This is a genomic window from Streptococcus sp. LYSM12 (assembly GCF_004569635.1).
In the GTDB taxonomy this organism is placed as follows: domain Bacteria; phylum Bacillota; class Bacilli; order Lactobacillales; family Streptococcaceae; genus Streptococcus.
In genome coordinates this window covers 1-26,084 of the sequence record NZ_SPOZ01000002.1, presented here as the reverse complement: position 1 = coordinate 26,084, position 26,084 = coordinate 1, and the positions used below count along the sequence as shown (strand labels likewise).

The following is a 26,084-nucleotide window of genomic DNA, read 5'->3' as shown; positions in this document are numbered from 1 at the left end:
GGAGGAAGAAATGAAAAAACGAGATTATTTGTTTATCTCATTATGTGGAATAGTGGCAATCGCCTGTTTTCAGAGGCAGCCCATAGTTGCTAAGGAAAACACAAAAATACCATTAACATTGGATACGGCAACGCTCATTTCTGAAGGGAAAATACGTTTGGAGGATGGGAGAGTGGATTCTCTTTTATACAGGGGAAAAGTTCTATCTCCAGATGAGGATGATGATGGGGACGGGCTAGTAAACAGTGCAGAGATTTATACCTATTTGAAAAATGGGAAACAATATTATGGTTATAATAGTCATCCATTACTTTATGATACAGACGGTGATGGAGTATCTGATAAGGAAGATACTCAGGTACTTATGTGGAATGTAACGTTAAGAGATATGGTTATATTTATGGAATTAGTATATCGTAATGATGATTATATTGATAAGGTTTTAGATGAAAGCAGTGAATTGACAGAATTATATGATAATCGCTTGGAATACTCCATGATGCATAATGAACTCTCGCATTTTTGGAAAGTGAAAGAAATATATCATATGGACGAAGGATTTGATGCTGTTTTATTTGAAACTAAAAGTAATTATCCATACTTGGAGGATGGAACGGTACAAGTATTAGGAATACGAGGAACGAAAGGAATAACAGATGTAGATGATGATTTAGCTATATTTATGGGGAGAAATCCAGGACAAGCTAATAGTTTAGAAACGCTTTTAAAACAATACGATACAAATCCCAATATCAATAATCTTTATGTTACAGGTCATTCTTTAGGAGGGTATTTGGCTCAACGTGGAGTGATTGAAGCAAATAATAAAGGATATACTTGGTATAAAAAAGCGTACACTTTCAATGCGCCTAAAATTAAGGGAAATTTATTTAACCCGTGGCTGAATACATTGGCTGACGAAGGAAATGAGCTCATGAGACAAGGAAAAAGTGTGCATTATATTGTTGATAACGATAGAACTAGTAACATGGTAGGAACATTTGAAGGAGCGATAAGTGTTGGAAGTTCCTCAAATGGGCATGGCTCTAGAACGTACTTTGAAAAATTTATCAATGAATTGCCAGAATTTTCAACTGGAAAGCGATCGACAGTAGATGGAATGGGCTATCAAGAAGCGGTACTCAAAGATTTGAATTTCAATGAAGCGGTGACAGATAGTCAAGTTTATACGGATATTATCGTGACCTCTGAAGAAATTATGGAGGGAGATAGTGTCGATTTTATGGATAATCTTAGTGGAATACCAAGTGATACTCTCAAAGAAGATATGACAGATTATACAGCTATAGATTTGAACAAGGCTGGAAACTATACTGGAAAAATTCGCATTATTTTTTCGGATCAGAGTGAAACAGAGTTTGATATTCCCATTATTGTTAGCGCGAAAGGCTCTCCTATAGAAGCAGAAAAGTATACTCCTCAAATACCAAGGGATAAGGTGGCAGTAGCAGACCTGAAAAATCTTTCATCAGAGGAAAAGCAAGTACTTATTGAATCCATGAGTAAAGTAAATATGGGATACTTACCTGCTGATGTTCGCTATAGAATTGAGTCTGAAGTGGGATTGATTGTTATTTATGCAGATCAATCAGAAGATATTATCACCTTGGAGCAACTGGTGATAGAGAAAAAGGAAGCTTCGGATAGTCCAACAGATATAGGAACAACAGCTTTTGGGGTCGAGGAGATTCCAGGCATTCTATCAGAGAATATTTTGACCGAAGATGTGTATCAAGGAGAACCGATTATTTTAGAAGATAATATTCAAAATTTACCAAAAGGGAGCAGTGTTGACATACTAGAAGCAGTTAGTAGTGAGAGAATAGGCAGGTTTGAAGCAAAGGTAAAAGTGACATTTGAGAATAAGGCAAGTCGTATCTTGACGGTACCAGTTATTGTAAAGGCGCGCACTCCTCAAGGGCAAGGAAACAAAGAGACACCTAAAGCAGAGTGGAAAATAGAAACCAAGATAGAAACGTTGACCACCTCCGTTCCCTATAATAGGGTTCAAGAAGAAAATCCTTATCTACTCAAGGGAGTAGAACAAGTTAAAGTAGTTGGTAAAGAGGGACTTGAAACGATTACATATGAAGTGACTTATGCCAACGGTAAAGAGAAAGGGCGCAGAGAGGTAAGACGCGAGGTGACTACTCCGGCGGTTGATGAAGTGATTGAGATAGGAACAAAGAAAGTTATTTCAGATGCAAAGGTAGAAGTTAAGATAGAAACGCTAACCACCTCTATTCCCTATAACAGGGTTCAAGAAGAAAATCCTTATCTACTCAAGGGAGTAGAACAAGTTAAAGTAGCTGGTAAGGAGGGACTTGAAACGATTACATATGAAGTGACTTATGCCGACGGTAAAGAGACAGGACGCAGCGAGGTAAGACGCGAGGTGACTACTCCGGTGGTTGATGAAGTGATTGAAATAGGAAGCAAAAAGCTGGTTTCAAATCATTCAAAGCATGTACCTTTACCTCAAGCATATCCACAGAATCAACTGACAAATTCACAACTACCTAGAACAGGCGGAAGTATTGGTAAAACAGGACTTGTTTCAGGAGTGCTTACCCTTGGTTTAGCATTTTTATCGTTTAGTGGTAAGTGTAAGAAAATAGGATGAATTATACTTTTGGAGGTATCCTAAATGAAAGAAGTATCATTCATGAATTATTACAAAAGCAGGACATTTATTTGTAAACAGTGTCATCAAATGGTTGCTACAATAGAGGGAGCTTTTGATAGACGAACTCAATTTTGTAGTGGGCTATGTTCAAGACGCTATTGGCGTCATCCTAGTAAGTATAAGAAGATGTAGTAACTTTTGTATTGATTTAACTGGTATTGAATTGCATCTTGTCAATTAATAGAGAACTACTGAAAGATTAGGCAATGGTTTTGTTCTTCATGCCAAGAGGGCAAGACCATTGTTGATTTTAAAATAGGATATGGTGATACCGAGTAAAGCCAATAGAGTTTGGTTAGCTTGATGTAGATACGGTTCTGATGAGAGGTAATAAAGCAATGATTGTCAGAGGCAGAATCTGTAAAAAATTCAGCAACATTTTCCCCATTTTTGATTTTTAATCAGAAATATTAGTTCTTTTACAAAAACTTACCACAAACAATTTTGGGAAATATCTTGACAAAATTGCAATATCGCAGTATAATGAAATGGATTTTGAAATTGAGGGGAGTGAAAATAATGTCAAAAACAGTTGTGCGCAAGAACGAATCACTTGATGATGCTCTTCGTCGTTTCAAACGTGCGGTTACCAAAGCTGGTACTCTTCAAGAAACACGCAAACGTGAATTCTATGAAAAACCATCTGTAAAACGTAAACGCAAATCAGAAGCAGCTCGTAAGCGTAAAAAATTCTAATAGTTAAAAAACAGCTTTCAGGCTGTTTTTTCTGCCTTATCTATGCATGTATAAAGGAGTTTTTATGAGTGTTTTAGTAACAGGTGGTGCAGGCTACATTGGTAGTCATACTGTGGTTGAATTGTTGAAACTAGGAAAAGAAGTCGTGATTGTTGATAATTTATCCAATTCAAGTCTATCAGTCCTAGATAGAATCAAAAAAATAACAGGGAAGACCCCGGCATTCTATGAATTGGATGTGGCGGATAAGGAGGGGCTTAGATCTGTATTTGAAAAAGAAGAGATTGATGCTGCCATTCATTTTGCTGGCTATAAAGCAGTTGGTGAGTCAGTTGAAAAACCTGTCATGTACTACGAAAATAATATTATGACTACCTTGGCTTTAGTAGAAGTGATGGCAGAGTTCGGAGTGAAGAAAGTGGTCTTTAGTTCTAGTGCGACTGTTTATGGTCTTCACAATCCTTCTCCGCTGGTTGAGACCATGCCGACTAGTGCGACCAATCCATATGGCTATACCAAAGTCATGTTGGAGCAAATTCTTCGTGATGTCGAAGTAGCAGATTCTGAATGGAGTATTGCACTTCTTCGCTATTTCAATCCAATAGGGGCACATGAATCTGGTTTAATCGGTGAAGATCCTGCAGGTATTCCAAATAATTTAATGCCGTTTATCGCTCAAGTAGCTGTTGGAAAACGTCCTGAATTGAGCGTGTTTGGTAATGATTATGATACAGTAGATGGAACAGGTGTTCGTGACTATATTCATGTTGTTGATTTAGCGCTTGGCCATATAAAAGCCTTGGAAAAAATTTCAGATACTACAGGTACTTATACCTATAACCTCGGATCTGGTCAGGGAACGAGTGTACTAGAATTGATCCATGCTTTTGAAAAAGTGAATGCCGTAGCTGTACCATACAAGATTGTTGATCGTCGTCCTGGAGATGTGGCAACCTGTTTTGCTAATGCTGACAAGGCTCTTTCAGAACTCAACTGGAAAACAGAAAAGACGATTGAAGATATGTGTCGTGATACATGGAATTGGCAGTCTAAAAATCCGAATGGATATGAAAAATAATAAAACAGGGAGAAGTTGGAGAATCTAACTTCTTTTACAATGTATATTGGTGTCTTTATTGAAGTGTAATATATATTTTAAGAAATTAAGAAAGGAAGCTACCTCGAAACATCAAGTAACTGATTTGTTATGTGTGTTACTTCGTTCTTTTTCCCTGGTTGCTTGCTGAGGGACAGATGATGGGCATTTGCGTACTTATTCAGAGCTTACTAATGAGATATCGGAAGCACAAATGCAGATTGAACAATAGATAGAGGATGCAGAAGCGCATTAAGAGCCTTTATATTTATTAGAGAAATGATGGCATTACTAAATGGGGTATTTCCAAACGAAGTTAGGAGAGGAGATTGCTAAGATAGTGTTAAAATCATGCTACTGATTTAGTACGGATTAGAAGAAAATCCTGATTTAAAGTAAAATGAGATAGCATTAGGGACGATGTATATTGCAACAGGTAAGAGCAGTAGGACGCAGTGCTAGCTAGCTGGAGGAGGTTGTTCATACTTGTAAACTATCTGCTTCTTTCGTTGTTCAATCATCTTGCTGAACTCCAGTGTTACATTTGATATAGAGGAAGCTAGTTTTGCTATCCCTATCTCCAACTTTTCACAATTAAAAAGTGTGAAAGCTAGTTAGATGTTGATTTTTAGAGAGTATAATTATATAGAAAAAAAGACAGGTCAATCTGTCTTTTTAGCCATTATTTGTGTTTCAACAAATCGCGGATTTCAGCCAACAATTCTTCCTGACTTGGTCCAGCAGGGACTTCTTCAGCAACTTCTTCCTCTTTTTTCTTGAAACTTTGTGCCTTTTCCATTGCTTTCACGATGAAGAAAAGGACAGTCCCAACGATGACAAAGTTGATAACAGCACTCAAGAAGTTACCATAGGCAACACCGTTCCAGCTAAGTTCAGCAATCTTTTCTGCACCAGCAGCTTTCAAAGCTGGATTTAAGAAAAGTGGAGTGATAACATCGTTTACCAAAGATGTAATAATTGCACCAAATGCACCTGCGATGATGACACCGACTGCTAAGTCAACAACATTACCACGAAGTAAAAATGCTTTTAAATCTTTTAACATATCTCCAATATGTCCTTTCATAAAATTGATATCCCTTATTATATGATGAAATGATTTTTTTGACAAGTATTCTATCTTGAAAATTTTACAATTTTACATTTTTAGTATAAAATAGAACATGTTATAATAGCTAGTACCATGCACTAGAAGGAGGTGACTGTATGATTTCAAAAGAGAAAATCACTGAGATTAAACAGACAGTTAATATTGTCGATGTAATTGGTGAAGTCATCTCTCTGACCAAGGCAGGACGCAATTTTTTAGGTCTTTGTCCTTTCCATGGGGAAAAAACTCCCTCCTTTAACGTGGTTGAAGAGAAGCAATTTTTTCATTGTTTTGGATGTGGGAAGTCGGGCGATATTTTTAAATTTATTGAGGAGTACCGCGGGATATCCTTTCTCGATAGTGTGCAAGTAGTGGCTGATATGGCTGGTATTCAGTTAGAGCAGCAGAGAGTGGTGGCACAAGAACACCGGATACATCCGCATCAAGTGCTCTTTGATATTCATACCGAAGCTGGAAAGTTCTACAATGCCCTCTTGATGACGACAAAAATGGGGGAAGCAGCTAGAAGCTATCTATATCATCGTGGGCTGACGGATGAAATCATCAAACATTTTCAGCTCGGCTTAGCCCCGCAGGAGCAAGATTATCTTTATAAGCATTTATCTGCTAAGTTCGAGGAACAGGACTTGCTTGCTTCAGGTTTGTTTAACACTGCTGATAACAATCTTATCTATGATGCTTTTCAGAGCCGAATCATGTTTCCTTTGACTGATGAGTATGGTCGTATCTTAGCTTTTTCTGGTCGTATTTGGCAGCAACGTGATAATGAAAATAAGCAGTTGGCCAAATATAAGAATAGTAGGAGTACTGCTATTTTTAATAAAAGTTATGAACTCTATCACCTAGATCAAGCCAAGGCAGTCATGAAAAAGAGCCATGAAGTTTATCTCATGGAGGGGTTTATGGATGTTATTGCAGCGTATCGTGTTGGTATTGACAATGCGGTCGCCTCAATGGGAACAGCCTTGACCAGGGAGCATGTCCAGCATTTGGCCAAGTTTTGTAAAAAGGTGATTTTGACCTATGACGGAGACATGGCGGGACAGGCAGCAACAGCAAAGGCACTAGATGAATTGCACGATTTTCAAGTGGAAATTGTCAGTTTACCAGACAATTTGGATCCGGATGAATTTTTAAAAAAGCATTCTAAGGAAATGCTACATCAGGTCTTGACCAGCAGTCGGATTAGCGATGTGGAATTTTTAATTCAGTATCTCAAGCCTGCAAATCTTGATAATTTGCAGATGCAGATTGATTTTGTTGATCAAATTGCACCGATTATTGCTAAAAACAAGTCTATAACCGCTCAAAATTCGTATATCTATAAGGTGGCGGATGTATTGCCTGACTTTGACTATGGACAGGTAGAAGCAGCGGTCAATCGTCTGCGCTTGCATGACAGGGTGGAACGCAGTCAAATAGTGCAAGGTCAAGGAGAGATGAGAAGGCAGCCCATTATCGAATTACCTCAAAAAATAAGCTTGTCACGCCTGGTTCGGACGGAGAATCACTTGCTCAACCGTATGATGACCCACCCCTATATCTTAAACGATTATCGATTGAAAGAGGACTTTTTTTTCTTTACGCCAGAATTACAGATTTTGTTTGGCTTGTTAAAAGAACATGGGGAGATAACAGCCTATGACTTGGCGCAGCAGACGGAACAGGTACAACGGGCTTGGTATCAGGTCTTAGAGGAAAAAGTGCCAGAGGAGGTCGGTGATAGTGAGCTAGAAGAGCTAGAAAGGCGGCGTCAGCAGGAACAGCTGAAGCGAGAAAATCAGCAAAAGTCGCGTGTTATTAGGGAGCAAGTCCACATAGGTAATACCGAAGCAGCACTAGATGAATTGGCACAACTCATTGCACATAAAAGAAACATGGAGTAACTATGACAACAAAAAAAGATAAAAAACAAGAAGTAACCACTTTTGATGTTCAAGTTGCGGACTTTATTCGTAACCACAAAAAAGAGGGGACTGCAACAGATGATGCGATCAACGATCAATTGGTCATTCCCTTTACCCTTGATGCGGACGGGATAGATGACCTCTTGCAACGGATTCAAGATGCAGGGATTGCTATTATCGATAAGGAGGGTAACCCAAGTGCACGTGTTTTGCAAGTTGAAGAAGATCCTGAATTGACTGATGAAGAGTTACTCGGTAGCAATTCTGCTAAAGTGAATGACCCTGTGCGCATGTATTTGAAAGAGATTGGGGTTGTGCCCCTCCTGACTAATGAAGAAGAGCAAGAGTTGGCTCTTGCAGTAGAAGCGGGTGATCCAGAAGCTAAGCAACGTCTTGCAGAAGCCAATCTTCGTTTGGTTGTTTCAATCGCCAAACGTTATGTTGGTCGTGGTATGCAGTTCTTGGACTTGATTCAAGAAGGAAATATGGGCTTGATGAAGGCTGTTGATAAGTTTGATTATTCAAAAGGTTTCAAGTTTTCAACTTATGCGACTTGGTGGATTCGCCAAGCTATTACTCGTGCCATTGCTGACCAAGCTCGTACGATCCGAATTCCGGTTCACATGGTCGAAACGATCAATAAATTAGTTCGTGAACAGCGTAATTTGCTGCAAGAGCTAGGTCAAGACCCGACACCGGAACAAATCGCAGAGCGTATGGATATGACACCAGATAAGGTTCGTGAAATCTTGAAGATTGCCCAGGAGCCTGTTTCCCTTGAAACACCGATTGGTGAAGAAGATGATAGTCACCTTGGTGATTTTATCGAAGATGAAGTGATTGAAAATCCAGTGGATTACACCACGCGGGTCGTCTTGCGTGAACAATTAGATGAAGTGTTGGATACTCTTACAGACCGTGAGGAAAATGTCCTTCGTCTACGATTTGGACTCGATGATGGAAAAATGCGTACTCTAGAAGATGTTGGTAAGGTCTTTAATGTCACTCGTGAACGCATTCGCCAAATCGAAGCTAAAGCTCTCCGCAAGCTCCGTCACCCAAGCAGAAGCAAACCCTTGCGGGACTTTATTGAGGATTAAAACGGTTCAGTGAACCGTTTTACCGCTCGCCTGACAACAGGAAAGCGAGCTAGTTCAGTGCACCGTTTTACCGCTCGCCTGACAATGGGAAAGCGAGCCAGTTCAGTGCACCGTTTTACCGCTCGCCTGACAATAGGAAAGCGAGCTAGTTCAGTGCACCGTTTTACCGCTCGTCTGACAATGGGAAAGCGAGCTAGTTCAGTGCACCGTTTTACCGCTCGTCTGACAATAGGGAAGCGGACTATCCAGTGGAGGACTTTACCGCTTGCCTAGTCTTGCAGTTGTTGGTTTGTTTCTAACGCCTGTAAATCGAAACCGAAGTAGTATCAGCGCCTACTTAGCACCATGAGCGGGTAAGGGCAGTAAGGGAGGCGTTTTGAATACCTGCTTAGAAATTTAAAAGTGAGCTGATTAGTTGAACGGTGTTCATATTGGCCGCTTTGCATCATACATATATAGTAGGAGACATATATCAATGGCTTATACAGAAGAACAAGTGAAAGAAATTCAGGAACGGATTTTCCATGCCTTAGAAGAAGTCATTGATCCTGAATTAGGAATTGACATTATCAATCTTGGCTTGATTTATGAAATTCGCTTCATGGATGGAAAGACAGAAATTGATATGACTTTAACGACCATGGGATGCCCCTTAGCTGATTTGATTACCGATCAGATTTATGATGTATTGAATACGATTCCAGAGGTAACGGACGTGGATGTGCGCTTGGTCTGGTCACCAGCTTGGACCGTACAAAAAATGAGTCGCTATGCACGCATTGCCCTGGGAATTAAATAAATAAAAACTTCGTTAGATAATCAGGACCACCCCTCAAAAGTGAGAGTTGTACTCTACTTTTTTGAGAGGGCAGCAGAACCGTTCTAACGAAGTTTTTATTTTATAAATTGCTGTAACCACTGACCACTATAGATCCAAAAGAAGCTATAGGAAACGATGGAAATTGGGCGACATAGGAGGATAATGGTTATGAATTTACGGTAACTCATGCTGGTTAAGCCGGTAATCATGACCATAATATCAGCCGGAGAGACAGGAGATAACATGCAGAGAATGAAGAAGATTTCATAGCTTCTCTTATTGTCAATCTTACTTTCATACTTATAGAAAGTTTCTTCTGACATAAAGAGTAGACAGAAGACCTTACCGTATTTTCGTGCCAATCCAAAAAGAATGATACTCCCGATGGAAATACCGATATAGTTGACGACAAAGCCCCACCAATGTCCAAAGACAAGGAAGCCGACAACAGTCGTCACCCCTCCAGGGATGATAGGAAAGACAACTTGAATAATCTGAATAAAAATATAGGTCAGACTACCGAATGCTCCATGGCTCTTAATCGTGTTGGCTAAGACGTTTTGGTCATTTAAAATGCCAATCTTATAGAGCCAAAAAACGAGAAAAATACTTGCAATAATGGTGAGAATGCTGAGTATCTGAAAGGTTTTTTGCCAAAATTTATACATAATACTATTCTACCATAAAATCATCTAATTCTGAAAATAGAAGACTGAAATCTGTTGCTATTTTTTTTCCAATTTGATATACTGTTATGGTACTTTAAAGAAGGGGTCGTTACGGATTCGACAGGCATTATGAGGCTTGTTCTGCAACTCATCCAGCGGATGTAAAACGCCAGTTAAATATAACTGCAAAAAATACAAATTCTTACGCATTAGCAGCTTAATAACCTGCCTGCGTGACTAGCAGTGGATTGCTTGTGTCTGCTGTATGGTCTTAAATGAACAAGCTACGTTAGAATTGTGTCAGTAGGTTCTAAAAGAGATGTACTGAATCGCTTGTATAGGGCTTGAGTTGTGTGCCATATTCAAGTTAAATTAAGACATAACCTATGGTTGTAGACGAATAAGTTAGCAGGTGTTTGGACGTGGGTTCGACTCCCACCGGCTCCATTATCTGTCTTTATTTTTTCGTAAAAGTTTGTAAAACGTTGCTGTGATAACGTTTTTTATTTATTTTTTGAGAGGGGGACTAAAGTAGCTCTCTTTCTATAGAAAAGGATATGCTTTTGTTCGTATCTCACTCACTGTACCCTTAGTAAAGTGTTTTTGTTATGTTCTATAAAGAGAGGTTCAAAAAATTACTGTCCTGTGTTTATCATGCAGATTTTGATTCGTTATTGTCAAGAGATTAACTTTATGATATAATAAGGAATAATTCAATTTGGAAGATTACTCAAGAGGCTTAAGAGGCCGTGTTGGAAACGCGGTAGGCGTGTAACAGCGTGCGTGGGTTCGAATCCCATGTCTTCCGTCAAAAAGCAAACTCCTTCGAGGAGTTTTTTTGTATGTTGAGTAATTAGCATTAGATTAGCAGGTGTTTGGGAGAAAAATTTTGTTTTTTGTTTATTTTTTATTGAAATATCTTGTAAATATGGTATGATGAATAACAATAAACAGACAAAGAGGTGACAAATGCAGGAAAAAATGCTTCATCAGTTAGCAAAGACGGAACTTCATTGTCATTTGGATGGTTCCTTATCTCTGAATGCTATTCGACAGTTGGCTGAGATGGCTCAAATTCTCTTACCTGCTTGTGATGAGGATTTGTGCAAACTCGTTACAGCACCTGCCCAAACAGAGTCGCTATTGGACTATCTGACAGTGTTTGATTTTATTCGACCGCTGTTGCAGACCAAGGAGGCACTCAAACTTGCGGCTTATGATGTAGTTGCCCAAGCAGCAAAGGAAAATGTTTTGTACATGGAAATTCGCTTTGCTCCAGAGTTGTCTAGAGACCAAGGTCTTACAGCACTTGAGACAGTAGAAGCAGTCTTAGAAGGAGTAAGGGAAGCAGAAGCAGAGTTTGGCATTGTTGCTAAGGTTTTGGTCTGCGGTTTGAAGCAAAGTGTACCAGAACAGACACACGCTATTTTCAAGGAAGTCGTAAGTCTAGCTCAAAAGGGATTGGCTGGATTTGATTTTGCAGGAAATGAAGCAGATTTTCCGACACAGGCACTAGAAGAGATTATCCAAGAAACCCAGAATTTAGGCTTACCAATGACTTTTCATGCAGGTGAGTGCGGTTGTGTGGCGAATGTAGCACGTGCTGTGCAGTTGGGGATTCCACGCATCGGTCATGCGACAGCCCTTATAAAAGACCGCAAGGTTATGGAGGAGTTTATCAATTCGGGTGCGACGATTGAGATGTGCCTAACTAGTAATTTACAGACCGGAGCAGCTCCAAGTCTGGCAGATTTTCCCTATCAGGAGCTCTATGATTTAGGAGCAAATATCACCATTAACACGGATAATCGCACTGTATCTGCCACGAATCTGACCAAGGAATATAGTTTATTTGTTCAATATTTTGGAGCTAGTAAAGATGATTTTTATCGTTTTAATCAGAATGCCATTCGGGCTAGTTTCACGACAGAAGCTGAAAAAGAGAGGCTTTTGAAGCAGCTGGAGCTAGCCTATGATTATGATGAGGTCAAAAGGATAAGTAGAAAGGATTGGGAAAGAACTCGATAGCTCAAAAAAAGAGTTGAGTTTTCCTTATTTCTTAAATTCTAGCTTCGGGCTGAACCGGTCTACTCCCAGACCGGTTCATTTTCACCCCCTGCATAGCTCCAGCAGAGAGAGTAGCGACTGTTGGAGGTTAAAAATGAAGCGGACTCGTTCGCAGCAGTCGTAGAGATTAGATGTGGAGTGTGAAACACGAACAAATATGAGTATAGTCGTTTTGTTTATCTTTTATTACTTCGTTCACTCACTTTGCCGTACTCTAGTACAGCTTGCAGCTTGTTCCCTTAAAACAAAAAGGAGCAGCAGTTCATTTCCCACCTTCCACGGCATGATAGCCATTGAAGCAATCAACCACTGCGTCAACGTCATTCGGTTCATAAAGTTAGAAAGCTGGGCTTTTTTCCCAGCTTTTTTTATACTCTTTCTGTGCTCAATGTTATCATACTAACGAAAGGGGACGGGGAATGCTTCCATTTGTCGAGTTGCACAGGCTAGATTTGTTATCAAATGTAAAGAATATCTACAAATCAAAATGTAAGCCTTTACATTCTGGTTTGTTTGGGATATACTAAGCATATGAAGCAAACGTTTGCATCGATATCAAATTTTGAGGAGGATTCTGAATGAAAAAGGAAACGGTTGGCAAGGAGCGACAGCATTTTGGCTTACGTACCCTAAAATGTGGGACTGCTTCAATACTTTTATCAGCTAGTTTTTGTGTTTTAGGTGGGGCGATTGTTCAAGCTGATGAACCAGATATAGATTCAGTGACCTTGCAGGTAGATTATCCTAGTTCTACAGACGATAAGACAGAAAGTAAGGAGCAAATAGGAGACGACAAGGTAACGCAAGATAAGAGTCTTGAAGAAGTACATGGGGCAAGTTCTTCTTCTGAGCAGGGAGCTTCGGATAAGGTAGAAGATTATTCTGATTTAGCAGGCACAACTTCTATCTTTCGAGCAGCACCTTTAGCAACAGATGATGAAGTAAAAGCAGGTTTTATCCGTCTGCATTTCAACAAGCTCCCCTCAGATAATCTAGCTAGTCTTGGCTTGTGGATTTGGGATGATGTGGAAAAGCCATCTAGTCAAAATGGTAGTTGGCCAACGGGAGCAATGAATTTTTCAGAAGCCAAGGCGGATCATTATGGCTATTATCTTGATGTACCACTTTCAGCAGCAAAACGTGAAAAAATCAGTTTTTTAATTAATAACACATCAGGCCAAAACCTAACAGGGGATAAAATGGTGGAGTTGCTTAGTCCCAAGATGAATGAAGTGTGGTTGGATGAGGAGTATAATATTTATTTCTATGAGCCGATAGCAGAGGGTATGATCCGTATCAATTATCTGCGTTCAGATAACAATTATGATCGTAAATCCTTGTGGTTGTGGGGAGATGTTGACGTTCCTACGATGGATTGGCCAGACGGTGTTGATTTTGAAAAGCAGAGCAAATATGGCGCTTATGTAGATGTTCATTTGAAAGATATTGCTACAACAATTGGGTTCTTATTACTAGATGAAAGCAAAGCAGGCGATGATGTGAAAATTCAGCCAAATGATTACAATTTTACAGATTTGAAAAAACACCGTCAGATTTTCTTGCGAGATGCAGATCCAACAATCTATACGAATCCTTATTTTATCAATGATGTGCGAATGACAGGAGCACAGCAGATTAGTCTAACTGAAATTGAGACGACTTTTACCACCTTAGAAAACGTAAGAAAAGAGGATATTTTAAAAAATTTGCAGGTGAAAACGAAGGACAATCAGGCAGTGGACATAAAAGATATTGTCTTAGACTACGAGGCGAAAAAAGTTCTTATTCAAGGTGAATTTGATGGAGGTCAGGATTCTTATATAGTGAGATATGGGAACGAGCAGTTTACAACAGGTATGAATTGGCAGTTGAAAGATAGTTTGTATCAGTATGATGGTGAATTGGGAGCGCGTGTGACAGAAAACGGTCAGAAAGTTGCAGTCACCCTATGGTCACCAAGTGCAGATCAGGTATCATTGGTCATTTATGATAAAAAAGATCAGAGCAAGGTCATAGGTAGGGTAGCCATGACCAGGGGAGACAAGGGAGTCTGGAATACAAACCTATCAAGCACTAGTGGTTTAGGTATTACAGACTATCGGGGCTACTATTATCATTATGAAATCAAACGGGGAGAGCAATCTGTTTTAACATTAGATCCATATGCAAAATCATTAGCGGCTTGGACGAGTGATTTAGCAGAAACAGATCCATCTTATAAGGTTGCTAAGGCAGCTTTTGTAAATCCGACAGAGGTAGGACCAAAGGACTTGAATTATGCTACTATTTCTGACTTTAAAGATCGAAAAGACGCCATCATTTATGAAGCTCATGTCCGCGATTTTACATCAGACAAGGAGATTGCAGGTGAATTGAAGTCTCAGTTCGGAACGTTTTCAGCCTTTGTTGAGAAGTTGGATTATTTAAAAGAATTGGGTGTGACCCATATTCAACTGCTGCCTGTCTTGAGCTATTATTATGTTGATGAACTTAAAAATGGAGAGCGTATGGATGACTATGCTTCTGGTAATAGCAATTACAACTGGGGGTATGATCCGCAGAATTATTTTTCTCTGACGGGTATGTATTCGAGCGATCCGACTAATCCAAGCGAGCGCATTGCAGAGTTTAAGGAACTGGTTCATGAAATTCATAAACGTGATATGGGTGTGATATTAGATGTTGTTTATAATCACACAGCTAAAACGGATATTTTTGAAGATTTAGAACCCAATTATTATCACTTTATGGATGCAGACGGTAGGCCTCGGACTAGCTATGGTGGCGGTCGATTGGGAACGACTCACCATATGAGTCGTCGTGTATTGGTAGATTCAATTAAGTATTTGACAGATGAATATAAGGTAGACGGCTTTCGATTTGATTTAATGGGAGATCATGATGCAGAAACGATTCAAATCGCCTATGACGAAGCGAGAAAGCTGAATCCGAATCTCGTAATGTTGGGAGAAGGCTGGGCGACCTATTCAGGTGATGAAAACAAACCTGTCCAGCCTGCGGATCAGTCTTGGATGAAATTCACCAATTCTGCATCTGTGTTTTCAGACGATATCCGCAATACACTGAAATCAGGCTATCCGAATGAAGGCACGCCAGCTTTTATTACAAATGGAAAACAGGATATTGAAAAAGTTTTCCGCAATATCAAGGCGCAGCCAACGAATTTTGAAGCAGATGATCCAGGTGACGTTGTCCAATATATTGCTGCTCACGATAATTTGCCACTAGCAGATATTATTGCACAGTCGATTAAAAAAGATCCAGCGAATGCTGAAAATGCTAAAGAAATTCATCGCCGTCTCCGTTTAGGAAATCTCATGATTTTGACTTCGCAAGGTACACCATTTATTCATTCAGGTCAAGAATATGGTCGCACTAAGCAATTCCGTCATCCAGAATATCGCACACCTGTTTCAGATGATAAGGTACCAAATAAGTCTCATCACTTAGTCAATGAAGACGGTAGTCCATTTGATTATCCATATTTTATCCATGATTCTTATGATTCGAGTGATGCTGTCAATCATTTTGATTGGAGTAAGGCGACCAATAGTGCTGCCTATCCTGAGCATACCAAGAGTCGTGCCTATATGCAAGGTTTGATTGCTCTGCGTAAGTCGACAGATGCTTTCAAATTAGCTTCTAAGGAAGAAGTAGACAAGCATGTGACCTTGCTTACAACAGTCGGTAAAGACGGTGTCGAAAAAGAAGACCTTGTTTTGGGGTACCAGACGGTTGCAAGCAATGGCGATGTTTATCTGGTTTTTGTCAATGCAGATACCAAGGAGCGTCGGTTTACGGTTGATCAATCCCTAAAAGCTGCAACCGTGCTAGCAGACGGTAAACAAGCAGGTACAGAAGCGATTCAAGGACCAGAGGGGGTTCAGCTTGGTGAAAAAAGCTTGGTACTTGCGCCACTGACCGCAACCGTCTTACGGATTGCAAAAGAGGATGCTCAAACACCGCCAGATGAAGAAAAGCTTGTCAAAGGTTCAGTGATTATCAAATACAAGGACATCAATGATCGCATTCTGAAAGATAATGCTCTTGTTCATTATAATGTAGCAGTGGGTACTGCTTATGACGCTGAGCAATCAGAACACAAGCTACAGACAGTTGTAGGTTATGATGGAAAGACCTATACCTTAGTTCCAGCAGGTCACTACAAGGTTGGTGAGGTAGATACAAGTAGTCATTTAGTATCGTCGGCACCTACGAGCGGTCTTGTCATGGGGAATACAACTTTGATTGTCACTTATGTCTACCAAGAAGTCACTCCAAGTGAACCGTTACCAACACCGCAGACAGATGCAGAAAAAACGACACCGACTGCTTCTCGGGTCACAAAGCTAGAAGGTGAGTTAGGTGAATCAGACATTACAGGAGCAGTAACAGATGTTGGTCAGGGAACTGTTGGTCTTATCCCAGGTACGGAGTTGCCAACTAGTGCAGGAGATTATGAAGTCTCCGTTATTGTGACCTATCCAGATCAGAGTACGGACGAATTAGTCGTTCCTGTCACACTCATCCCTAAGACAGATACTCAGAAAGTACCGCTACCAAGCTCTCCTCAGAATTCTGGTAATTTGACGGATCAAAGGGGAAGTGATAAGTCAAGTCAGCAGGGTGTTTTGTACCCCACAAGCAGAAAGAATCGGAATAATTTACCTAAGACAGGCAGTCAGTCGCTAATGGCTATTTTCTGCTTAGGTCTCCTGTTTTTCATCTTAGGAGTAGGCTTTCTTAGAAAAAGTAAGAAGAGTGAGTATAAAAAGAGGTGACATAAGATGGTGATTGCGAATTTTCGATGCTCCTTACTGCCTTATTTCTAGGATATTCTTTCTAGTAGCGTGGTGATACATATAAAATAAAAAGAGGCTGAAACAAAAGTGAATCGCACCTCTAGAGTTAGACAGAAACATCTAACTTTAGGGGTGCGATTCAAAGTCCCAGCCTCTTTTTGTCATTATTGGAGGTTTAATTTATTGTTCATAATGTAGTAGGTGCTGAAGTAGTAGCCTATAGAAAGGAGGATAGATAAGGAGAGAGTGAGGGTACTGTATATATATGAACCAGCATATTGTTCCATAGATAGGAGTAATCCAAAACTGAAGATACTTTCTGCAAATTTGATTGCAAAATAGAAGACAACAGCAAGTAAGGTACGATGATCCTTGAATAGCTGACCGAGTGAAATGGCACAATAAATTAAGAGAACTGACTTTATCGTATCTACAATAAGCATGATGATATAGTAGAGACCAAAGTTTATGAAAGTTAGATCCTGATAAGCTTCGGTAATCACGTGGCTAATCTCTCTTATATGCTCACTCATTTCTGGACTAACAGTGAACAATAAGACGATAAGGATACCCAGCATAGCCGTAATACTAGATAGGATACTCCAGACAAAACCAGCCGTTAATTTACTGAGGATAATCTGGTGGTTGGTAACAGGAAGGGTCATCGTCAAGTAACCTTGCCGACCGTAGACATTCTTTCGGAATCGATTGACAATGAGAAAGAGCGTAGAGAGGAAGAGACCTACAATGATAATTGCAAAACCAATAAGAGTTACAGTCAGTATGACCCCTTCAATAGTGTTGGATAGTGTCGTTCCGTCTACATTCCCGGATAGGGAGGTTTCTGAACGTTGGATGAAGCTTTGGAGCCACAGACCAATGATTACAGAGAGTAATATAGCTGTAGCATATAGCCCCAGATACCATTTGCCGACTGCCTTAAATTCATATTTTAATAATTTTCCAAACATAGTCAACTCCTTTTACTAAGCCTTAAACTCACGGCGGAAAAGTTCGTCAATGGATTCCCCGCTTTCAATCCGCAAATCATCGACATTACTATGGCGAATGACACTACCATAGTGGAGGAAGATGACTTCGTCAAGAATTTGTTCAATATCTGAAATCAAGTGAGTTGAAATCAGGACAGAAGAACTTGGAGAATAGTTGTTGATAATGGTCTGTAAGATATAATCACGGGCAGCAGGATCCACACCGCCGATAGGCTCATCAAGAATATACAGGAGAGCTTGACGGCTCATGACCAAAATTAGTTGAACTTTTTCTTTATTTCCTTTTGATAAATGCTTGATGCGACTATTGAGCTCAATATTGAGATCCTGTAGAAGATGAAGGGCACGTGCCTCATCAAAATCCGCATAGAAGTCCTTGAAGAAATCAATGGCTTCTGTAATTCGCATGTGTTCGTCTAAATAAGTCGTATCTGGTAGATAGGACACAATTTGCTTGGTTTCTGGAGACGGTGTGCGACCGTTGATTAAAATCTGACCATATTCAGGCTGGAGTAGACCATTGAGCAGTTTGATTAGAGTGGTCTTACCAGACCCATTTGGTCCTAATAGACCGATGATTTTTCCGGCGGACAGTTTGAGGTTGATGTTGTTAAGTGCCACTAGTCCGCCATATGATTTTGATACTTGCTGGATTTCAACGAGGGTAAAATTCTTTTCCATATCCTTATTCTCCTTTTAGATAGTTTTCCAATTGCTGAACGAGTTCTTCTTGTTTAAATCCTAAATTTAGCATATTGGTTACAAAGCTCTCTAACTTATCTTTGGCTAGACTGACACGGGTCTGCTGGATGAGTTTAAGATTATCTGTCACGAAGCGTCCTGTTGTGCGGACTGAGTAAACAAATCCCTCGCTTTCGAGGTCTGATAAGGCCCGCTGAACAGTATTGGGATTGACTCCAGCAATTTCTGCTAAATCACGGACAGTTGGAAGTTTATTTCCTGGTTTGAGTTGCTCAGTTACAATTTGCAGCTTAATCGTATTTGCAATTTGGATATAGATAGGAAAGTTGTTATCAAATTTCCACGTCATGATAGCTCCTTTCAATATGAATGATAGAGTACAAATCATAAAATTTGTATAATTGTCTTATTTGTATAATACAATAATTTGAGTTAAAGTGCAAGAATTATTTTTCATCATTTTTAAAAATAAGAATATCTCTATAACTATATAAAAAAAAAACTAAACTGTAGTCTTCGGCTATTTTTATAGTCTTTGGTTTACTTTTAGTACTAGGCAACGAGCTGCAGGTTGTATGAGAGTATGGCAAAGCGAGTGAACGAAGGAATAAAAGATAAATGAAATAATGACTATATCTTTTCTAAGAGTCAATATCTGACTAGCTTTCATCATGGAGAATTGTGAAAACTTGGGGATAAGGTTAGCGAAGCTACTTCCCCTTTAAACTGAACGTCAAACGGAAGTGTAGTAGAGTGAGGTGACGACGGAAGAAGTTGATTTTGACGAGTAATTAGTTAGCACCTAAACAAGATGTTTCTTGAGTCAAGGTTAAAGGAGTGTTGGATGTGGGAAGTCAACTCTCTTTGAAAGGAACGAGTACAGTAAGCAAAAAGTTTCACTACTCAAAGAAATAGCTGAGGTACTTACCTTTGAAAAAACGAAAGTGAGGACACTAATTGAGATGACACTTGTTTAAATATACATACGTTCACTTCAAAATAGTATGTGGAGAAATCGCTCGTTGTTATTGCTAAAAAATACCATTGATAATAGGCTAAAAGCCAATAGTAGCAAGGGGAATTTTTTTGGTGTATAATGGTAGATGATAGTGAAAGTAACTACAAAAATGGACAGGAATCAAGAGAAGATGGAGGAGATATGCTAGCACAGTTGGATACCAAAACGGTCTATACCTTTATGGATAGTATGATGACTATTGATCGCTATGTTGCTGGTGCCAAGGAAATGGGTTATACGCATTTAGGCATCATGGATCGTGATAATTTGTATGCGGCTTATTCCTTTATGGAGGCATGTGAGAAAGTAGGCATTCAGCCTGTTATTGGTTGCGAAATGGAGTTTTTAATCTCATCCGAGGAAAGCTTGATGATTCAGCTCGTTGCAAAAAATACAGCAGGATATCAAAATCTTTTGAAAATCTCAACGGCTAAGATGACGGGGCAAAGGGAATTTGAGGCCATTCGGCCGTATCTGACAGGAATTGCGGTTATTATTCCTTATTTTGATGGAATTGAAGATTATGATGTAGGAATTGATTTTTACATTGGTGTATGCGAGACAACACCAGCTTTAAGGACCAGTCGTCCCTTGATTCCCTTGCATACAGTGCGGTACTTTGAGGAAAGCCAAGTCGAGGTCTTGCAGGTTCTTCAGGCTATTCAAGAAAATATACCACTCAACCAAGTATCAAGCATTGTCCATAATCAAGCATTACTAAGTCCAGAAAGCCTAGCTGCTATCTTTCGTCAGCGTTTTCCAGAAGCGATTGAGGAATTGAACCGTTTGGTTTCGGGCATCTTTTATGAATTGGATAAAAATTTGAAGTTGCCGCGTTTCAACCGCAAGCGTGTAGCAGTAGAAGAGTTACGTGAAAAGGCGCAAGAAGGTTTGCAGAGCAGGGGACTTGCAGATCCAGTCTATCAGGAACGCTTAGATCAGGAACTAGCGATCATTCACCAAATGGGTTTCGATGATTATTTCTTAATTGTCTGGGATTTATTGAGGTTTGGGCGCAGTCAGGGTTATTATATGGGGATGGGGCGTGGTTCCGCAGTCGGAAGTCTCGTTGCCTACGTCCTTTACATCACGGGGATTGACCCTGTTAAACATGACTTACTCTTTGAACGATTTTTAAATATTGAACGCTACAGCATGCCCGATATTGATATTGATATTCCAGATATTCATCGTGGGGATTTTATCCGTTATGTGCGAGAGCGTTACGGGACGTTTCACGCAGCGCAGATTGTGACTTACTCGACCTTTGGAGCTAAGCAGGCTCTGCGAGATGTTCTGAAGCGTTACGGAGCGTCAGAATACGAAGTGAGTGCTCTTACCAAGAAAATATCTTTTCGAGATACTCTGGCAACAGCCTATGAGCGCAATGCCTCTTTCAGACAGGTCATCAATAGCAAAATTGAATATCAGAAAGCTTATGCCATTGCTCAGCAGATTGAGGGACAACCACGACAGACCTCGATTCATGCAGCTGGGGTCGTGATGAGCGATGAGGAACTGACAGATACTATTCCTTTAAAAGCAGGTGAGGATATGCTGGTTACTCAGTATGATGCTCATGCAGTCGAAGCAAATGGTCTTTTGAAAATGGATTTCCTTGGATTACGTAATCTGACATTCGTACAAAAAATGGCAGCAGCAGTCGAGGAAAAGTATGGCAAAAAGATTGTAATTTCAGAGATCGATCTGGAAGATAAGGCAACCTTGGAACTCTTTGCAAAGGGGCAGACCAAGGGGATTTTCCAGTTTGAGCAACCAGGAGCTATTCATTTATTAAAACGTGTCCAGCCCAGCCGTTTTGAGGAGGTTGTTGCAACTACTAGTCTGAATCGTCCCGGAGCAAGTGATTATTCAGATAATTTTGTCAAACGTAAGCACGGTCAAGAAGCTGTTGACTTACTAGATGACTCGATTGCAGCGATTTTACGACCGACCTACGGTATCATGCTCTATCAGGAGCAGGTCATGCAGATTGCCCAGCGCTTTGCAGGATTTACCCTTGGAAAAGCTGATTTATTACGCCGTGCCATGTCCAAGAAAAACAAGGAAGAAATGCAGAGTATGGAGGCTGATTTTCTTGTAGGAGCTCTTCAAAATGGACACGATGAGGATAAGGCGAGAGTCATTTTTAGCATGATGGCAAAATTTGCAGGATATGGTTTTAATCGCAGCCATGCCTACGCCTATTCAGCCCTCGCTTTTCAATTAGCCTACTTTAAAACTCATTATCCAGATGTCTTTTTTGACATCATGCTAAACTATTCAAGTAGCGATTACATCTCAGATGCTCTGCAATTTGATTTTCAAGTAGCACCGGTGACGATCAACAGCATTCCCTATCATGATAAATTTGATGAGAAGAAGATTTATATGGGGTTAAAAAATATCAAAGGCTTGCCTAGGGAATTGTCATTTTGGATGATTGAAGAACGTCCTTTTAAGAGTGTGGAGGATTTTATCTTGCGCTTGCCTCCTCAATTTAAGAAGCGAGAAATCTTGAAACCTCTGATTCAACTAGGCTTGTTTGATATCTTTGAATCAAACCGAAAGAAAATTTTGGAAAACTTGGACAATCTCTTTGTTTTTGCAGACACCTTTGGTACGTTCTTTTCGGAAGAGAGCTATAGTTGGCTGGAAGCTGACGATTATAGTGATAGTGAGAAATTTAGCTTAGAGCAGGCTATTATCGGGATTGGAATTAGTCCCCATCCCTTGGTGTTATTAGCGAAATCAGCTAGTAAACCCCATACTCCATTTTCTGAATTGGTGGTGGGAAGTGCGGTTACAATTCTGGGACAGATCCAATCGGTTCGCATTATTCGTACCAAGAGGACAGGTCAACAGATGGCTTTTATTCAAGTGACGGATACCAAGAAAAAGCTTGATGTGACCCTCTTTCCAGACATCTACCAGCGCTATCAAACTTTCTTAAAAGAGGGAGAGATTTTTTATCTGACAGGCAGGACTCAAGAAAGAGAGGGGCAATTGCAGTTGGTATTGGATAGGCTAGAGCAACCAAGTACAGAAAAGTTTTGGATTTTATTAGAAAATCGAGACAATGACCAGCAGATTGCTAAGATTTTGGCCGATTATCCAGGGACAATTCCCGTTATTTTGCATTATCAAGATAGCAATCAAACAGTGCAATTAGAACGGATATTTATTGAAAGATCTCCCCATTTGCAAAGTCGCTTACAGAAATTTTCAATGAAAACGGTTTTTCGGTAAAAAATAGTAAAAAGTCACGCATACTATGGGTAAATGTGGTATAATGATACAGTTAAAAATGAAAAAGGAGCATTAGTTAAATGAAACGTATTGCTGTTTTGACTAGTGGTGGTGACGCCCCTGGTATGAATGCTGCCGTTCGTGCAGTCGTTCGTAAAGCAATTTCAGAAGGGATGGAAGTATTCGGGATTAACTACGGTTATGCCGGAATGGTTGCCGGAGATATTTTCCCTTTGACCAAAGAAGGTGTTAGTGGGATTCTAGGAACAGGTGGAACCATGCTATATTCTGCGCGCTACCCAGAGTTCGCCCAACTAGAGGGTCAATTAAAAGGGATTGAGCAATTAAAAAAGCATGGTATCGAGGGAGTTGTCGTAATCGGTGGTGATGGTTCTTACCACGGTGCGATGCGCTTGACAGAGCACGGTTTCCCAGCGATTGGTATTCCAGGCACCATTGACAACGATATTCCAGGGACAGACTTTACTATTGGTTTTGATACAGCATGTATGACAGTCATGGACGCGGTTGATAAAATCCGCGATACAGCGATGAGCCATCGCCGTACATTCGTTGTAGAAGTAATGGGGCGCCATGCAGGTGATATTGCTCTTTGGACAGGTATTGCTATCGGTGCAGATGAGATTATTGTACCAGAAGAAGATTTCAAGATTGAAGATGTCGTTGCAAGCATTCATAAGGGCTATGAAAAAGGGAAGAACCACAATATTGTCATGCTTGCTGAGGGTGTGATGTCAGCTCATGAATTTGCGAAAAAATTAAAAGAAGCAGGTGATACAAGTGACCTTCGTGCAATCGAACTTGGTCACATTCAGCGCGGTGGTCGTCCAACTGTTCGAGACCGTGTTCTTGCATCACGCCTAGGTGCTTATGCCGTTGAGCTTCTAAAAGAAGGTCGTGGTGGACTTGCTGTCGGTGTTCATAAAGATGAGCTTGTAGCAAACCCAATTCTTGGTACTAAAGAAGAAAATGCTCTATTCTGTCTAGGTGAAGATGGTAAGATTATTGTTAATAACCCACATAAAGGGGATGCCAAGTTAGCTGGACTGGCTCGTAGCTTGTCTCGTTACTAAACTTCTATCTAATTGGTAGTCTGTATAAACTGATTGCAAAAAAAGGAGAAAAACAAATCATGAATAAACGTGTAAAACTTGTTGCTACATTAGGCCCTGCAGTTGAAATCCGTGGCGGTAAAAAATTCGGTGAAGATGGTTATTGGGGTGAAAAACTTGACGTAGAAGCTTCAGCACAGAAAATCGCTGAATTGATTAAAGAAGGAGCAAATGTCTTTCGTTTCAACTTCTCACATGGTGACCACCAAGAGCAGGGAGATCGTATGGCAACAGTTCGCCGTGCAGAAGAAATCGCTGGTCAGAAAGTTGGCTTCTTACTTGATACAAAAGGTCCTGAAATCCGTACAGAATTGTTTGAAGGCGATGCAAAAGAATACGAGTACACAACTGGTGAAACTCTCCGTGTTGCTACAAAACAAGGGATTAAGTCAACTCGTGACGTAATTGCTTTGAACGTTGCAGGTGGTCTAGATATTTATAACGACGTTGAAGTTGGTAAGCAAATTCTTGTTGATGATGGGAAACTTGGTCTTCGTGTCTTTGCGAAAGATGATGAAACACGCGAATTTGAAGTAACAGTTGAAAATGACGGTGTCATTGCCAAACAAAAAGGTGTAAACATTCCGTACACTAAAATTCCTTTCCCAGCGCTTGCTGATCGTGACAACGCAGATATTCGCTTTGGTTTGGAGCAAGGTTTGAACTTTATCGCGATTTCTTTCGTTCGTACTGCAAAAGATGTGAACGAAGTGCGTGCTATCTGTGAAGAAACTGGCAATGCTCATGTGAAATTATTTGCGAAAATTGAAAACCAGCAAGGTATTGACAATATTGATGAAATCATCGAAGCAGCAGACGGTATCATGATTGCCCGCGGTGACATGGGGATTGAAGTACCATTTGAAATGGTTCCAGTTTACCAAAAAATGATTATCACGAAAGTAAATGCAGCCGGTAAAGCAGTTATCACAGCAACAAATATGCTTGAGACCATGACTGAAAAACCACGTGCGACTCGTTCAGAAGTATCAGACGTATTTAACGCTGTTATCGATGGAACAGATGCAACGATGCTTTCAGGTGAGTCAGCTAACGGTAAATACCCAATTGAGTCAGTTCGTACAATGGCAACAATTGCTAAGAATGCTCAAACCCTCTTGAACGAATACGGTCGTTTAGATGCTGCAAATTTTGAGCGGACAAGTAAGACAGAAGTAATCGCATCAGCTGTTCGCGATGCTTGTCACTCAATGGATATTAAATTGGTTGTAACCGTAACTGAAACTGGATTCTCAGCACGTTCAATCTCCAAATATCGTCCAGATGCAGATATTCTAGCGATAACCTTTACAGAAGAAGTACAAAAATCATTGATGATTAACTGGGGTGTTATTCCAGTTGTGACGAATAAACCTGCTTCTACAGATGACATGTTTGAATTAGCAGAACGCGAAGCGATAAAAGCGGGACTGGTTCAATCAGGTGATAACATTGTTATTGTAGCAGGTGTGCCAGTAGGTGTTGCTGGTTCAACTAATACAATGCGTGTTCGTACTGTAAAATAAGAATGATAGAAAAGCCTAGTGGTTACTGATATACTCCCCTTATAGTAGACAGTGAAAAAACAAAAATTCACTAGACACTATAAGGGGAGTTTTCGTATGTCTAAAAGAAGTCCAAAATCAGTAGAAGAAAAATGTGAAATCCTTCAGTTGTATCTGAGCCATAAGCAGTCCCTCAGTCAATTAACGAAAACCTACCAAGTGTCTGATTATACTATCAGACACTGGATGAAGCGATATGAAAGCGACGGGGTAGATGGTCTTAGGGAAAAGCACACTTGGAAAAGATACTCCAAAGCGCTAAAAGAACAAGCTGTTCAGGATTATCTTGATGGAAAGGAATCAACCTATGACATCTGTCAACGGTATGAAATTTCGTCTCGTTCTGTTCTCTCAAGATGGATAAAAGAGTATACTAGTAGTAAAGGAT

The 26,084-nt window shown here is 40.1% G+C and carries 17 protein-coding genes, 1 tRNA gene and 1 other RNA gene; 14 read left to right on the top strand and 5 right to left on the bottom strand.

The window, feature by feature from the left end:
• The first annotated feature begins 10 nt into the window (after positions 1 to 10).
• From E4T79_RS00805 to galE, 3 genes are all read left to right on the top strand, one after another.
• A complete protein-coding gene (locus E4T79_RS00805; RefSeq protein ID WP_135026840.1) occupies positions 11 to 2,644 on the top strand; it encodes a G5 domain-containing protein in 2,634 nt (877 codons plus the stop codon).
• A 582-nt stretch (positions 2,645 to 3,226) separates the two neighbouring features.
• On the top strand, positions 3,227 to 3,403 hold the full coding sequence (gene rpsU, locus E4T79_RS00800; RefSeq protein ID WP_000048054.1) for a 30S ribosomal protein S21: 177 nt from the start codon (positions 3,227 to 3,229) through the stop codon (positions 3,401 to 3,403).
• Between the two features lie 64 nt (positions 3,404 to 3,467).
• Positions 3,468 to 4,481, top strand: coding sequence for a UDP-glucose 4-epimerase GalE (gene galE, locus E4T79_RS00795; protein ID WP_135026839.1), 1,014 nt, complete (start codon positions 3,468 to 3,470; stop codon positions 4,479 to 4,481).
• A gap of 700 nt (positions 4,482 to 5,181) precedes the next feature.
• On the opposite strand, the gene mscL is transcribed toward galE, so the two are convergent.
• Positions 5,182 to 5,565: a large conductance mechanosensitive channel protein MscL gene (gene mscL / locus E4T79_RS00790; protein ID WP_135026908.1), complete on the bottom strand. Its 384-nt coding sequence runs from the start codon at positions 5,563 to 5,565 to the stop codon at positions 5,182 to 5,184.
• Positions 5,566 to 5,726: 161 nt separating this feature from the next.
• Here mscL and dnaG point away from each other — a divergent pair, with 161 nt between their 5' ends.
• The 3 genes from dnaG (at position 5,727) to E4T79_RS00775 (ending at position 9,437) form a co-directional block, all read left to right on the top strand.
• The gene (gene dnaG / locus E4T79_RS00785; RefSeq protein WP_135026838.1) at positions 5,727 to 7,517 is read left to right on the top strand and encodes a DNA primase; all 1,791 of its coding nucleotides are present in this window, start codon (positions 5,727 to 5,729) and stop codon (positions 7,515 to 7,517) included.
• Between the two features lie 2 nt (positions 7,518 to 7,519).
• On the top strand, positions 7,520 to 8,638 hold the full coding sequence (rpoD, locus tag E4T79_RS00780) for an RNA polymerase sigma factor RpoD (RefSeq protein WP_135026837.1): 1,119 nt from the start codon (positions 7,520 to 7,522) through the stop codon (positions 8,636 to 8,638).
• Positions 8,639 to 9,113: 475 nt separating this feature from the next.
• Positions 9,114 to 9,437 carry a metal-sulfur cluster assembly factor gene (locus E4T79_RS00775; protein WP_135026836.1) on the top strand — a complete coding sequence of 108 codons (324 nt, stop codon included), beginning with the start codon at positions 9,114 to 9,116 and terminating at the stop codon, positions 9,435 to 9,437.
• 95 nt (positions 9,438 to 9,532) lie between these two features.
• Here E4T79_RS00775 and E4T79_RS00770 read toward each other — a convergent pair whose 3' ends face one another.
• Entirely contained in the window at positions 9,533 to 10,126 is a 594-nt protein-coding gene (locus tag E4T79_RS00770; protein WP_135026835.1) for a VTT domain-containing protein, read from the bottom strand.
• Between the two features lie 102 nt (positions 10,127 to 10,228).
• On the opposite strand from E4T79_RS00770, the gene ssrA reads away from it, so the two are divergent.
• The 4 genes from ssrA to E4T79_RS00750 all read left to right on the top strand — a co-directional run bounded on the left by ssrA (position 10,229) and on the right by E4T79_RS00750 (position 16,995).
• Positions 10,229 to 10,576: a transfer-messenger RNA gene (gene ssrA / locus E4T79_RS00765) on the top strand.
• Positions 10,577 to 10,846: 270 nt separating this feature from the next.
• Positions 10,847 to 10,934: transfer RNA gene (locus tag E4T79_RS00760), tRNA-Ser, on the top strand.
• Positions 10,935 to 11,095: 161 nt separating this feature from the next.
• Positions 11,096 to 12,154: an adenosine deaminase gene (add, locus tag E4T79_RS00755; RefSeq protein WP_135026834.1), complete on the top strand. Its 1,059-nt coding sequence runs from the start codon at positions 11,096 to 11,098 to the stop codon at positions 12,152 to 12,154.
• Between the two features lie 617 nt (positions 12,155 to 12,771).
• Positions 12,772 to 16,995 (top strand): pullulanase, encoded by a 4,224-nt coding sequence (locus E4T79_RS00750; protein ID WP_135026833.1) that lies wholly within the window; start codon positions 12,772 to 12,774, stop codon positions 16,993 to 16,995.
• Positions 16,996 to 17,180: 185 nt separating this feature from the next.
• Here the strand turns inward: E4T79_RS00750 and E4T79_RS00745 are convergent, their stop codons facing one another.
• The 3 genes from E4T79_RS00745 to E4T79_RS00735 are packed head-to-tail and all read right to left on the bottom strand — an operon-like array spanning position 17,181 to position 19,080.
• Complete coding sequence (locus E4T79_RS00745) at positions 17,181 to 17,987, bottom strand: hypothetical protein (RefSeq protein ID WP_135026832.1); 807 nt, start codon at positions 17,985 to 17,987, stop codon at positions 17,181 to 17,183.
• Between the two features lie 15 nt (positions 17,988 to 18,002).
• Positions 18,003 to 18,710: an ABC transporter ATP-binding protein gene (locus tag E4T79_RS00740; RefSeq protein ID WP_135026831.1), complete on the bottom strand. Its 708-nt coding sequence runs from the start codon at positions 18,708 to 18,710 to the stop codon at positions 18,003 to 18,005.
• A 4-nt stretch (positions 18,711 to 18,714) separates the two neighbouring features.
• Positions 18,715 to 19,080, bottom strand: a complete 366-nt coding sequence (locus E4T79_RS00735; protein ID WP_135026830.1) for a GntR family transcriptional regulator — start codon at positions 19,078 to 19,080, stop codon at positions 18,715 to 18,717.
• An 810-nt stretch (positions 19,081 to 19,890) separates the two neighbouring features.
• On the opposite strand from E4T79_RS00735, the gene E4T79_RS00730 reads away from it, so the two are divergent.
• From E4T79_RS00730 to E4T79_RS00715, 4 genes are all read left to right on the top strand, one after another.
• Positions 19,891 to 22,998: a DNA polymerase III subunit alpha gene (locus E4T79_RS00730; RefSeq protein WP_135026907.1), complete on the top strand. Its 3,108-nt coding sequence runs from the start codon at positions 19,891 to 19,893 to the stop codon at positions 22,996 to 22,998.
• A gap of 80 nt (positions 22,999 to 23,078) precedes the next feature.
• Positions 23,079 to 24,092, top strand: a complete 1,014-nt coding sequence (gene pfkA / locus E4T79_RS00725; RefSeq protein WP_135026829.1) for a 6-phosphofructokinase — start codon at positions 23,079 to 23,081, stop codon at positions 24,090 to 24,092.
• 59 nt (positions 24,093 to 24,151) lie between these two features.
• On the top strand, positions 24,152 to 25,657 hold the full coding sequence (gene pyk, locus E4T79_RS00720; protein WP_135026828.1) for a pyruvate kinase: 1,506 nt from the start codon (positions 24,152 to 24,154) through the stop codon (positions 25,655 to 25,657).
• A gap of 96 nt (positions 25,658 to 25,753) precedes the next feature.
• On the top strand, positions 25,754 to 26,084 hold a 331-nt coding region (locus tag E4T79_RS00715), incomplete at its 3' end, for a helix-turn-helix domain-containing protein (protein WP_167752588.1).

What these genes read in the sequence shown, in the direction of transcription:
- E4T79_RS00805 (WP_135026840.1), top strand. Translation starts at nt 11, where the DNA reads ATGAAAAAACGAGATTATTTGTTTATCTCATTATGTGGAATAGTGGCA.
- rpsU (WP_000048054.1), top strand. Translation starts at nt 3,227, where the DNA reads ATGTCAAAAACAGTTGTGCGCAAGAACGAATCACTTGATGATGCTCTT.
- galE (WP_135026839.1), top strand. Translation starts at nt 3,468, where the DNA reads ATGAGTGTTTTAGTAACAGGTGGTGCAGGCTACATTGGTAGTCATACT.
- mscL (WP_135026908.1), bottom strand. Translation starts at nt 5,565, where the DNA reads ATGTTAAAAGATTTAAAAGCATTTTTACTTCGTGGTAATGTTGTTGAC.
- dnaG (WP_135026838.1), top strand. Translation starts at nt 5,727, where the DNA reads ATGATTTCAAAAGAGAAAATCACTGAGATTAAACAGACAGTTAATATT.
- rpoD (WP_135026837.1), top strand. Translation starts at nt 7,520, where the DNA reads ATGACAACAAAAAAAGATAAAAAACAAGAAGTAACCACTTTTGATGTT.
- E4T79_RS00775 (WP_135026836.1), top strand. Translation starts at nt 9,114, where the DNA reads ATGGCTTATACAGAAGAACAAGTGAAAGAAATTCAGGAACGGATTTTC.
- E4T79_RS00770 (WP_135026835.1), bottom strand. Translation starts at nt 10,126, where the DNA reads ATGTATAAATTTTGGCAAAAAACCTTTCAGATACTCAGCATTCTCACC.
- add (WP_135026834.1), top strand. Translation starts at nt 11,096, where the DNA reads ATGCAGGAAAAAATGCTTCATCAGTTAGCAAAGACGGAACTTCATTGT.
- E4T79_RS00750 (WP_135026833.1), top strand. Translation starts at nt 12,772, where the DNA reads ATGAAAAAGGAAACGGTTGGCAAGGAGCGACAGCATTTTGGCTTACGT.
- E4T79_RS00745 (WP_135026832.1), bottom strand. Translation starts at nt 17,987, where the DNA reads ATGTTTGGAAAATTATTAAAATATGAATTTAAGGCAGTCGGCAAATGG.
- E4T79_RS00740 (WP_135026831.1), bottom strand. Translation starts at nt 18,710, where the DNA reads ATGGAAAAGAATTTTACCCTCGTTGAAATCCAGCAAGTATCAAAATCA.
- E4T79_RS00735 (WP_135026830.1), bottom strand. Translation starts at nt 19,080, where the DNA reads ATGACGTGGAAATTTGATAACAACTTTCCTATCTATATCCAAATTGCA.
- E4T79_RS00730 (WP_135026907.1), top strand. Translation starts at nt 19,891, where the DNA reads ATGCTAGCACAGTTGGATACCAAAACGGTCTATACCTTTATGGATAGT.
- pfkA (WP_135026829.1), top strand. Translation starts at nt 23,079, where the DNA reads ATGAAACGTATTGCTGTTTTGACTAGTGGTGGTGACGCCCCTGGTATG.
- pyk (WP_135026828.1), top strand. Translation starts at nt 24,152, where the DNA reads ATGAATAAACGTGTAAAACTTGTTGCTACATTAGGCCCTGCAGTTGAA.